Here is a 9,920-nt window from a genome sequence, read left to right as displayed (position 1 = left end):
GGGGGGATCCCTAGAAATTGGAAACGAGAAGGGCTATGGTGCTAAGCCAAGCCCTTCTTTTTTCGGTTCCCCCTTTGGGAGGATCCAATGAGCTCAGTGCTGCCAAAGCTGGCTCTGACGTTGGGAGATCCGGCGGGGATTGGGCCGGAAATTGTGCTCAAGGCCCTGGCGGATCCCCAAGTGCAGGCCTGCGCCCAGATAACCGTAGTAGGCGAGCGGCAGGTTTTGCAGGCTGCCCACCGCCTCTTGAAAGCAAAAGGGGTAACGGATCCCTTAGCCGACCCGGCAGGGATCCCAGTCCTGGAGTGCCCCAGCGGCTTCCACCTAGAGCCCTCGCGCGTGGGTCGGGGGGATGCCCAGAGCGGGGCAGCCAGCTTTGGCTACCTGAAAGCAGCTATTGAAGAAGCGCTGCGGGGTCAGTTCCAAGGGATCGTGACCGCCCCCATCGCTAAATACCTCTGGCACCAGGCGGGCTACCCCTTTCCCGGTCAGACCGAAGTCCTGGCCCAGCTCAGCGGGCGCGAGCGCTACGGCATGCTGTTTGTGGCCCGTTCCCCCCACAGCGGCTGGCAGCTCCGAGTTCTGCTGGCCACCACCCATATTCCCTTGCGCCAGGTGCCCCTCACCCTTACCCCCGAACTGGTGCGCACAAAGCTGGACCTGCTGGCGGGATCCCTGCGCCAGCTCTTTGCAATCGCTGATCCCGTCATTGCCGTGGCTGGCCTCAACCCCCATGCCGGCGAACAGGGTCAACTGGGCTCAGAGGAGCAGGAGTGGCTGGCGGAGCTGCTAGGTAGTTATCCCCACGCCAAAATCTGGGGGCCCCTCCCCCCCGACACGATGTGGCTGGCTCCCGCCCAGGCTTGGTATGGCCAAGGATCCCCCGCCGTGGCCGACGCCTACCTGGCCCTCTACCACGACCAAGGCCTGATCCCTGTAAAACTGCTGGCGTTTGATCGGGCCGTCAACCTAACCCTGGGGCTGCCCTTCATCCGCACCTCCCCCGACCACGGCACTGCCTTTGCCATAGCCGGGCAAGGGGTGGCCCGGGCCGAGAGCCTCAAGCAGGCCATCCTGCTGGCAGCCGAGTTGGCCCTTAGCTCCGCCGCAGCGTCTCGATCCCTTCAGAGCTAGCAATAATGGCCTCCGTGGCCATGCCGATAAACAGGCCGTGCTCCACCACCCCCACCGTTCCCTTGAGTTGCTCAGCCAGCTTGGCTGGATCGGCGATGGGGCCAAACTGGCAGTCGAGGATGTAGTGCTGCTCGTCGGTGAGGTAGGGATCCCCGTCGGCATTGCGCCGCAGCACCGCCTGACAGCCCAGGGCCTCCACCCGCGCTAGGGTCGTCTTCCAGCCAAAGCGCACCACCTCCACCGGCACCGGAAAGCGCGTGCCCAGATGCGGCACCTTCTTGGAGGCATCGGCAATAATGATGAGCTGGGCAGCGCTGGCCTCCACCAATTTTTCCCGCAGCAGGGCTCCCCCCGCTCCTTTGATTAGGTTGAGGGATCCCACTTCAATTTCATCGGCGCCGTCAATGGCCAAATCTAGGCGCGGCTGCTCTTCCAGCGTGGCCAGCGGGATCCCTAGCGAGCGGGCTTGTTCCGCTGTGCGCTCCGAGGTGGGCACCCCGATAAACTGCAGCCCCTCCTTTTGCATCCGCTCCGCCAGGGCGCTCACGGCAAAAGCGGCTGTGGATCCCGTGCCCAGGCCCACCACCATGCCCGACTGGACCTTTTGAGCTGCCGCCTGGGCCGCCGCCTGTTTTAGCTCATCTGCACTGGCCATAGTCCAACCAAATTTACCGTCCACTCCAGCTAAAGCCTGGCGGTGCCTCCACCACCTGGCCAAAGAGATCGTAGGGCTCGGCCCGTGTAATCTGCACCGGCACCAGGGATCCCAGGGATCCCGGCCCGCGCACGTACACCACCCCGTCCACCTCAGGGGCAAAGCGGGGGGAGCGGCCAATCCACTCGCCGGTGCGGGGGTTTTCCTGCTCCAGGAGCACAGGCACCACCCGGCCCACCTGCTCGCGGTTGCGGCGGAAGGCGATCCCTTGCTGCAGTTGCATTAGGCGGGCGCGGCGCTCTTTTTTGACGCGCTCAGGCACTGGGTGGGGGAGGTGGTAGGCGGGGGTACCTTCCTCAGGAGAAAAAGTAAACACCCCCACATGGTCAAATTGGTGGCGCTGCACAAAGTCCAACAGATGCTGGAAGTGCTCCTCCGTCTCGCCGGGAAAGCCCACAATAAAGCTGGTGCGCAGCACAGCGTTGGGCAGCGCCTGGCGCAGCCACTCGATTAGCCGGTCGTTGACCTGGCCCTGCCAGGGGCGGTTCATGGCCTTGAGGATCTCGGGATGGCTGTGCTGCAGCGGCAGATCCAGATAGGGCAAGAAATTGGGGGTCTCCTGAATGGCCTCCACCACCGCTGGGGTGATGCCCGTGGGGTAGGCGTAGAGCATGCGGATCCAGGGAATGGGAACCTGGCCTAGAGCGCGGATAAGCTCGGCCAGCCGTGGCTCCCCGTACAGGTCGATCCCGTAGTTGGTGGTGATCTGGGAAATGAGGATGAGCTCCTGCACCCCTTCTGCAGCCAGTTGTTCTGCTTCCCGCAGGATAGACTCGATGGAGCGGGAGCGTTGCTTGCCCCGCAGGTGGGGGATGATGCAGAAAGAGCAGCGATAGTCACACCCTTCAGCTACCCGCAGGTAGGCCACCGGCGCGTGGGTGGTGCGATAGCGGGGGACGGTCTCATCGGCAATGTAGTCCAAGCTGGAGGTAACGGCGTTAACCCGCTCTCCCCGCTCCACCCGCTCAATCACCTGGACAATTTGGTGGTAGTCGCTAGTGCCCACAATGGCCACTGCCTCGGGGATCTCCCGCAGCAGCTCCTCTTGGAAGTGTTGCGCCAAGCAGCCGGCGATGATGATCTTCTTGCCCTGTACCGCCAGCTCCATCAGGGTGCTGACCGACTCCCGCCGCGCCGCCTCGATGAAGCTGCAGGTGTTGACGATAACGTAGTCGGCGCTGTCTTCATCCCCTTCCACCCGGTAGCCCGCCTGGGCCAGCAGACCCATCATGTGTTCTGTGTCCACCCGGTTTTTCTCACAGCCCAGGTGCACAACGGCAACGGCCGGTGCTTCCTTTGGAGGAGCGGCAGGGCCGCGAGAGGGTGTAGGCAAAGCGGTCTCCAACCGGTTCATAGCCACAGGAGAGGCCGAGAAAATGGCGACAGCAGAAGTTAAAGCTTTCTTATTCTAGTTCTAGTTGGGCTTCGCTTCTGAAGGCGGGGAGGAGGATCGTCTGCCCACCAGCTCAATCGGGCTACTCCCCAAGTTGAACCCACACCAAGCCAAGAGCCACAGCCACTGCCAGACCGCTGGCCGCCCAACTGCAGGGATCCCCTGCCCTCTCTTCTGGGAGCAAGGGCGCTTTTCCGTAGCCCCGCAGGCGCAGCGCCTGATAGACGCGCTCAGAGCGCTCGTAGCTGCGCACTAGGAGAGTGCCTACGGCAGCAGCCAGGAAGGGCAGGTCTTGGCGCAAGGCCGGGCCCGGGCGCCACAGGGATCCCCGCGGTTGCCAGCCCCTCAAGCGGGCTGCTCGTTGCATCTGCTGCCACTGGGCGCCTATCTCCTGCAAATAGCGCTGCGTCAACCAGGCCAGTTCCAGCAGGAGGTCGGGGATCCCTACAGCCCGCAGAGCTGCCAGCAGGGCTGGCAGAGGGGTGGTCTCCACCAGCAGCGTTGCCAGCGCCAATAGGGCCAGGCTGCGCCCGCCAAGGCAGAGCGCCCTCTCCAGCCCCTCCCAGCGCAAAGCCAGGGATCCCCAGCGCCAGAGGATGGTATCTCCCACAACTAGGGGTAGAAGGGCAACGAAGGCGATGAGCAAAGCGCCTGGAGCAGCCAGCCGTCTTAGCCCTTGGCGCAGGGGCAATCCGGAGAGCGCCCAGAGAAGAGCCACCAGCACCCAGACTAGGGGCAGCAAGGTTAAGCGCTGCACCTGGGCGCAAGCTGCCATCAGGGCTCCCAGGCCCACCAGCTTGGGCAAAGGCTGCCAGCGGTGCAGCCAAGCGGGGGAGGGAGGGAGGGGAGCGGGTGGAGAGAACTGCCTTCCCCTGAGCTCCGGGGAGATGACGACCTCGGCCCTATCTTTTGGCATCTTCTCCCAACAGATCCGGTTGCACCCGCTGCAAAAACCGCACCACCCAATGGGTAAACAGCCCCTCCACCGCTGCCAGAGGGAGGTGGGCCATCACCAAGCTGCCCAAGGCCAAGCGCTCTGCTTGGGTGGAGACCGTCCCCTCGCCTAGGAGAGCAGCCATGAGCACCCCATAGAAGAGCAGCGCCGCCAGCCCCACCCCCGCCGCCCCCGCCCAGAAGGCCGCCAACCCAGCTCCCATTGGCCGCCGGCCTGCCCGAAAGATCCCCCCTGCCAAGAGCGCCGGGATCCCCATAATGGCGGCGTTGATCCCCAGCGTGGTCAGCCCCCCGTGGCCAAAAGCCACCGCCTGGAAAAACAGGCCCACCACAATTGCTGGGTAGGCCAAGGCCCCCAACAGCACGCCCAGCAAGCCATTGAGCAGCAGGTGCAGGCTGGCCGGAGGAAAAGGCAGGTGAAGGGAGGAGGCAACAAAAAAGGCGGCGGTCAGCAGCGCCGCTTTGGGGAGTTGGCGGCGGGGATCCTTTTCCAAGCGCTGGAGGAGGTGTAGGCTCCAGCCCGTCAGCAGGGCAGTGATGCCATACCCCCCCAGCCAAAGCGGTGCTGGCAGAAGGCCCTCGCTGATGTGCATGGCTAGTCCTGGCTCAAAGCAGCAGCACCTCCTGGGGAGTCGGGGAGTTCTGGGCCTTGGGAGGGACGGGGTCGGGAGAAAAACAGGGCCGTACCCAAGCACCCCCAGAGGATGCAGGCAGCCATAACCCCCCGCTGCAGAGGGCCAAAGGAGGAGCCGTTGGGGATCCCCTCTGCCTGCATAGCCGCTTCGCCCACCGGCACATTCACCACCACGCCGTGGCCGGCCTGGCGAATGCGCACCTGCCACAGTCCCTTGAGCTCAGGATCCGGCTGCAGCAGAAATCGCCCCTGCTCATCCGTTTGCCCTTCCTGCCAAGGGGTGGTGGGATCGGTGGGTGCAAACACCGTAACGCGGGCAGAACGCAGCGGCTCGCCGGAATCGTAGCGGGCTTGGATCTCGAAAGTGGGAACGGCCCGCCAAGAGGCCTCCACCCCATGAGCCCAAGCCGGAGCAGCCAGTAGCAGACCAAGAGCCGTCAGGCTCAGACGCCAGGAGGGATGGGAACGGAGGCGGAGTTTTGACCGGTTCATAGGCAAGCATCTCACGGCTTTAGTCTCTGGCCAGCCAAGACTCAGGGCTCCGTCCCGCGAGCCAGGCAAAGAGCTGTCCTTGCCCAAGACGCTGCGGCAACGGTCCTCCCCCACCTCTTTCCAGCTTGGCAGGATCTCCAAGATGACCTTTGCAGCAGGGGATCTGTCGTGAGAGGCTATGATCCCTCCTCAAAGCTCAGCGCTCAACCTTCCTTCCGGGCAACGACCACTACCTGAGATGGGAGGCGCCTTCCCCTGGCTTGGCTACCAGGTACTGTCCTAGCCAAACACAGGCTGCCTTGCTGTCACAATCCCCCGCTGGGGCATCTTGCTACTCCTGCGCCAGGTTTCCAGCCCGCACCCAGCCCTCTTGCCCGTTCTGCCGCCGGATGCGCTGCCACCGGCCATCGGCGCTGTACTCCAACACCGTCACCACCTCGTCCATGGGCAGGCCGCCAATGTAGGCTCCTTCCCGCTCGGGAGTGGCCCGCAGGGCCAACCCCCTTGGCTCAATGACCCGTCCCCGTACCCCGGGAGCAAGGCGGGTTTCTCCAGCTGGCCGAACTGGCGAAGGGGTGGACTTAGGTGGAGATTCAACCCTAGGAGGTGCAGAGGGTGGAGCCGAGGCAACTGCTGCTCCTTCCACAGGGCCCAAATTGCCCGCCCGCACCCAGCCCTCTTGTCCGTTCAACTCCCGCCGCACCCGTTGCCAGCGGCCATCGGCGCTGTACTCCAGCACCGTCACCGTTTCCCCCACCCCGATTCCCCCTTGGTAGGCTCCATCTGCCGACGGCTCGCTGCGGATGGCTAAACCAATGGGCTCGATTACCCGCCCGCGGCTGCCAGGGGGAAAGGCAGGGGGGGTGCCAGTGGTCGGTAGGGACTCCCTCTGCGTAGCGCGAGCAGAGGGGGAACTTGTGGGTCTGGGCAAAGGCTCGATGCGCACTGCTCGAGGAAACTGAGGCACCGCAGGAGGAGCCAGTAGGGGGGCAGTAAACTGCCACACCTGCCAGCCCAAAGCAGCCAAAGCCCCTACAGAGATGCTCAGGGCCACCAAGGTGCCGAAGGGAAAACCGTTGGCAGCAGGAGAAGAACGGCCTCGCATCGGGTAGTTAGCTATCCAAAACTCAGCTCCCAAGAAGCTAGTGACAAAAGCCAAGAAAAGGGCCTTGTCAAGGCTTGCACCGGAGCATCTCTAGTACTTCTAGTTTCGCCTCTGGGTGCTAGCTTGGGGAGCTACCTACCGAGGGGCAGCGTTTGACTTCTACTTAGTGAACATATTCTCCCAGTCGGTGGTGAGAACTTCGTGGCCAAAGGTCCAGCCAGCCAGGAGCAAGGGCAAGGCCAAGCCCAAGAAGCCAAAGAAACTGATGACCTGGGCAATTTGCCGCTGCATCCTTTTCTTTTTGGGGTCGGGGATGGAATTGGCAGCTACTGTGAGCTTGGAGCACAAGGCCACCACCACCGCCCCCGCTGGCCCCAGCACTAGCGATGGCCACAGCCAATCCGCAACTTGGGCAAATGCGTAGGCACCGGTGAACGGGATAATGACAAAACAGGCCAGCTCCAGGATCCCCCAGGTGAAGAGGGCCAACTGGAGATCCTTGCGAAAGACTGCGTTGGGATCGTACATAAGCCTCTGGGAGGAACCATCACCATGCCACTCTAAGGCTTGGCTGGCGAGTTGAGGAAAGAAGTGCCCAGCTTGCAAGCCGAGGTATTAAGAACCTGAAGCAGTCTGTTGCCTCTGCTGTAATTTAAATAGGCCGCCTGGGTCGGCTGCTTTCTCCAACTCAGGCCAAGGATGCCCTGCTAGCAAAGCTCTTCTGCAAGTTTTCACCCTGCTATGTCCCGCATCCTCGTCATCGATGACGATCCCAGCATTTGCATGCTGCTCAAGCGGTATTTGCAGCGCCAGGGATATATGGTCGAGGTGGCCGCAACCGGCGCCGAGGGCTTGCAACAGTTGCGGGCTTTTCAGCCGAACTTGGTGATTTTGGATCTGAACCTGCCAGATGTTAGTGGCTACACTCTCTGCCAACAGATGCAAAAGGAAACCGGCGTGTACGTATTGATGTTAACTAGCCGAGTGAATCCTGCCGACAAGCTGCAAGGGTTTCAGCTAGGTGCAGATGACTACCTAACCAAACCCTTCAGCCTGCCGGAGTTACAGGCACGGGTGCAAGCTATCCTGCGCCGAGGACGGACAAAAACCAAGATTGCAGGCGCGCCGGTTTTGACTTTTGCCTCTTTGGTGATTGACCCAACTACCCGAGAAGTCACCCGCAACCAGCGCCCAATTCACCTGACAGCTTTGGAGTTTGACTTGCTTTACACCATGGCCCGACACCCAGGGCGGGTCTGGCGGCGGGCTGAGCTAATTCAAGAGGTGTGGGATTTTAACTATGAAGGGGATGAGCGGGTTGTCGATGTCCACATTGGCCAAATTCGCAAGAAATTGGAGACTGATACCAGTCAGCCCGAGCTAATCCGCACTGTGCGCGGCGTTGGCTACAAGTTTGAACCCCCCACTCCCAAAGAGGGGTAGTCAGCACTCCCCCCCTGGGAGAGGGGCTAGGGGGGAGGGCACGCTAATCTAGACGACGACCTGTTAGGCGCACAAAAATATCTTCCAGGTTAGCAGGGCGCACCATCAGGCCAGTTTTGTCCGGCTCAGCTTCCAACTGCCGCTGGGCCTCCGCCAAGCTGGGGAAAAAGGTGTAGCTCACTTCCTGGCCGGGGCGGGAGCGCACCAGCAGGGCTTCCCCGTACTTGGCCCGCAACTGGTCGGTGCTGCCCAGCTCGATCAGCTTCCCGCCATCCATGATGCCGATGCGGTCGCACAGCTCCTCGGCCTCCTCCATGTAGTGGGTGGTAATCAGCAAAGTCATCCCCTGCCGGTTGAGATCCCGCAAGATCTCCCACAGTAGCCGCCGCGCCTGGGGATCCAACCCAACGGTTGGCTCATCTAGAAACAAAATTTGCGGCCGGTGCAACAGCGCCCTGGCCACTTGCAGGCGCCGCTTCATGCCGCCCGAGAGGGTCTTCACCTTGTCGTGCCGGCGGTCGGCCAGCTTCACGTATTCCAGCCACTCCTCGATGCGCCGCTGCCGCTCCGGGTTGGGAAGGTGGTGCATGCGCCCATGAAACTCCAGGTTTTCCCAAACTGTCAGCTCTGCTTCTAGGGTGATGGGCTGCAACACCACCCCAATCTGCCGCCGCACTGCCAAGGGATCCCGCACCACGTCGTAGCCCCCCACGTAGATGGATCCCTGGCTGGGACGGGTGAGGCTGGTGAGCATGCGGATGGTGGTGGACTTCCCAGCCCCGTTGGGGCCCAGCAGAGCAAACACCTCCCCCTGTGGGATCCGCAGGCTCAAGTCCTGCACGGCCACCTGCTGCCCAAAGCGCTTCCATACCCCCTGCATTTCCACTGCTGCCGGCTGGGTCTGAGGCAGGGCCGGGGCCGTCGAAAGAGCGGTTACAGTCGGCTCCATCTGCGGGTGTAAAGAAATCTTTCTTCTCCAGCATACGTCAGTTGAGCCACAGGTCTTAACTGGGGATCCCTGCTGCGTTATCTCTCGAGCTCTTCCGTGGCTGTGATCCCATCCTCTGTCAATCTTGCTGGAGCTTGCAAAATAGTAGACACTGCCCCTGAAAACTGCACTTACAAGGTAAAAAAATGCAGAGCAAAGACCGATTTGACCAAATTGACTTCCGCCTGGATCGCCTAGTTGGTGCCGTGCTGACCCTAGCCGAGAGCGTCAGCTCCATCAAAGACGACTTGTCTTATTTGAAAGGCATTGTTCAGCAACAAGTGCTGATGACCCAGGAGCAAACTGCCTGTCTGGGAGAGCTGAAGGTCCTTTGCCAGCAGCAGGCGGAGACGGCCCGTCGCCAAGCGGAAACAGTTGACCGCCTCATTGCCCATCTTTTGTCAGCTCAGGATCCCAGGTCGTAAGGGATCCCCAAAAGGCGTGCCAAAATGGCAGCAGAGCTGAGGTTGTCCGCCGTTGGAGTTCCAGCAGGGTTCTGTTGACGCAGAAGAGTTGCTGGCCTTTTTTCGCTGTCGGCGCCTGCCCTACCTAGATCGCTTTGGGCCTCAAGAAGCCAAGCTGCCGCCGGAAAAGCTGCTGGAGCAATGGCGTCGGGATCGCCAAGCTCTGCAAGCTGCTGTGCTGGAGCAATTCCCTGGCGAACAGGTGGCGCCGGGCAATGAAGCTCTTTTAGCAGCCATGGCAGCAGGGACAGAGCGGATCTACGGCGGACAGGTCGTAGCAAAGCTGTTCTGGGAAGTGGATCCCGAGGGAGTTGCTGAGGCGGAGCCTGCCGGCTCTGCAGTTGCCCTCGCCCCTTCCCCTGAGACAGAGGTTGAGCTCCACTCCACCGCCAAGACACCCTCCAACCCTGCACTGCCGCCTGCGGCTGTTCCAGAGTTTCGTTCCCTTTGGGTAAGCAGCTCCCTGGATCTCCTGATTCGGGATCCCTCTGGCATTGGCAAGGGCCAACCCTCCTACCTGCCAGTGCACATTCGCACTAGCAAGCGACCCAAGCCGGAGTACGAATTGTTGCTAGTGCTGCAGGCAGAATTGCTGGGA

12 protein-coding genes are annotated in these 9,920 nt (G+C 61.9%); 4 read left to right on the top strand and 8 right to left on the bottom strand.

Annotated elements, in window-relative coordinates; genetic code table 11:
• The first annotated feature begins 87 nt into the window (after window positions 1-87).
• The gene (pdxA, locus tag NW827_RS01580) at window positions 88-1,134 is read left to right on the top strand and encodes a 4-hydroxythreonine-4-phosphate dehydrogenase PdxA (protein ID WP_414503261.1); all 1,047 of its coding nucleotides are present in this window, start codon (window positions 88-90) and stop codon (window positions 1,132-1,134) included.
• Here the strand turns inward: pdxA and rpiA are convergent.
• The 7 genes from rpiA to NW827_RS01545 all read right to left on the bottom strand — a co-directional run bounded on the left by rpiA (window position 1,097) and on the right by NW827_RS01545 (window position 6,955).
• A complete protein-coding gene (rpiA, locus tag NW827_RS01575; RefSeq protein ID WP_414403573.1) occupies window positions 1,097-1,789 on the bottom strand; it encodes a ribose-5-phosphate isomerase RpiA in 693 nt (230 codons plus the stop codon). The two genes, pdxA and rpiA, sit on opposite strands and share 38 nt — an antisense overlap.
• Before the next feature lie 13 nt (window positions 1,790-1,802).
• The gene (gene rimO, locus NW827_RS01570) at window positions 1,803-3,182 is read right to left on the bottom strand and encodes a 30S ribosomal protein S12 methylthiotransferase RimO (RefSeq protein ID WP_414403572.1); all 1,380 of its coding nucleotides are present in this window, start codon (window positions 3,180-3,182) and stop codon (window positions 1,803-1,805) included.
• Between the two features lie 142 nt (window positions 3,183-3,324).
• Entirely contained in the window at window positions 3,325-4,158 is an 834-nt protein-coding gene (gene cbiQ / locus NW827_RS01565) for a cobalt ECF transporter T component CbiQ (RefSeq protein ID WP_414503260.1), read from the bottom strand.
• Window positions 4,145-4,789 carry a cobalt transporter CbiM gene (gene cbiM, locus NW827_RS01560; RefSeq protein ID WP_414362976.1) on the bottom strand — a complete coding sequence of 215 codons (645 nt, stop codon included), beginning with the start codon at window positions 4,787-4,789 and terminating at the stop codon, window positions 4,145-4,147. The genes cbiQ and cbiM overlap by 14 nt, the downstream gene beginning before the upstream one ends.
• A gap of 2 nt (window positions 4,790-4,791) precedes the next feature.
• The gene (locus tag NW827_RS01555; protein WP_414403570.1) at window positions 4,792-5,322 is read right to left on the bottom strand and encodes a hypothetical protein; all 531 of its coding nucleotides are present in this window, start codon (window positions 5,320-5,322) and stop codon (window positions 4,792-4,794) included.
• A 331-nt stretch (window positions 5,323-5,653) separates the two neighbouring features.
• On the bottom strand, window positions 5,654-6,481 hold the full coding sequence (locus NW827_RS01550; RefSeq protein ID WP_414503259.1) for an SH3 domain-containing protein: 828 nt from the start codon (window positions 6,479-6,481) through the stop codon (window positions 5,654-5,656).
• A gap of 105 nt (window positions 6,482-6,586) precedes the next feature.
• Window positions 6,587-6,955, bottom strand: coding sequence for a hypothetical protein (locus NW827_RS01545; protein ID WP_414362981.1), 369 nt, complete (start codon window positions 6,953-6,955; stop codon window positions 6,587-6,589).
• Window positions 6,956-7,168: 213 nt separating this feature from the next.
• Here NW827_RS01545 and NW827_RS01540 point away from each other — a divergent pair, with 213 nt between their 5' ends.
• A complete protein-coding gene (locus NW827_RS01540; protein WP_414403568.1) occupies window positions 7,169-7,870 on the top strand; it encodes a response regulator transcription factor in 702 nt (233 codons plus the stop codon).
• A 43-nt stretch (window positions 7,871-7,913) separates the two neighbouring features.
• Here NW827_RS01540 and NW827_RS01535 read toward each other — a convergent pair whose 3' ends face one another.
• On the bottom strand, window positions 7,914-8,819 hold the full coding sequence (locus NW827_RS01535; protein WP_414403567.1) for an ABC transporter ATP-binding protein: 906 nt from the start codon (window positions 8,817-8,819) through the stop codon (window positions 7,914-7,916).
• Between the two features lie 185 nt (window positions 8,820-9,004).
• On the opposite strand from NW827_RS01535, the gene NW827_RS01530 reads away from it, so the two are divergent.
• Together NW827_RS01530 and NW827_RS01525 are read left to right on the top strand one after the other, a co-directional pair.
• Window positions 9,005-9,283: a hypothetical protein gene (locus NW827_RS01530; protein WP_414403566.1), complete on the top strand. Its 279-nt coding sequence runs from the start codon at window positions 9,005-9,007 to the stop codon at window positions 9,281-9,283.
• A gap of 52 nt (window positions 9,284-9,335) precedes the next feature.
• Window positions 9,336-9,920: TM0106 family RecB-like putative nuclease (locus tag NW827_RS01525; protein WP_414503258.1), on the top strand; the 585-nt coding region annotated here is incomplete at its 3' end.

The sequence above is a fragment of the Synechococcus sp. H70.1 genome (assembly GCF_047502705.1).
Classification (GTDB): Bacteria; Cyanobacteriota; Cyanobacteriia; order Thermostichales; family Thermostichaceae; genus Thermostichus.
This window is presented reverse-complemented; position numbering and strand designations above follow the sequence as displayed.

What these genes read in the sequence shown, in the direction of transcription:
- pdxA (WP_414503261.1), top strand. Translation starts at nt 88, where the DNA reads ATGAGCTCAGTGCTGCCAAAGCTGGCTCTGACGTTGGGAGATCCGGCG.
- rpiA (WP_414403573.1), bottom strand. Translation starts at nt 1,789, where the DNA reads ATGGCCAGTGCAGATGAGCTAAAACAGGCGGCGGCCCAGGCGGCAGCT.
- cbiQ (WP_414503260.1), bottom strand. Translation starts at nt 4,158, where the DNA reads ATGCCAAAAGATAGGGCCGAGGTCGTCATCTCCCCGGAGCTCAGGGGA.
- cbiM (WP_414362976.1), bottom strand. Translation starts at nt 4,789, where the DNA reads ATGCACATCAGCGAGGGCCTTCTGCCAGCACCGCTTTGGCTGGGGGGG.
- NW827_RS01555 (WP_414403570.1), bottom strand. Translation starts at nt 5,322, where the DNA reads ATGAACCGGTCAAAACTCCGCCTCCGTTCCCATCCCTCCTGGCGTCTG.
- NW827_RS01545 (WP_414362981.1), bottom strand. Translation starts at nt 6,955, where the DNA reads ATGTACGATCCCAACGCAGTCTTTCGCAAGGATCTCCAGTTGGCCCTC.
- NW827_RS01540 (WP_414403568.1), top strand. Translation starts at nt 7,169, where the DNA reads ATGTCCCGCATCCTCGTCATCGATGACGATCCCAGCATTTGCATGCTG.
- NW827_RS01535 (WP_414403567.1), bottom strand. Translation starts at nt 8,819, where the DNA reads ATGGAGCCGACTGTAACCGCTCTTTCGACGGCCCCGGCCCTGCCTCAG.
- NW827_RS01530 (WP_414403566.1), top strand. Translation starts at nt 9,005, where the DNA reads ATGCAGAGCAAAGACCGATTTGACCAAATTGACTTCCGCCTGGATCGC.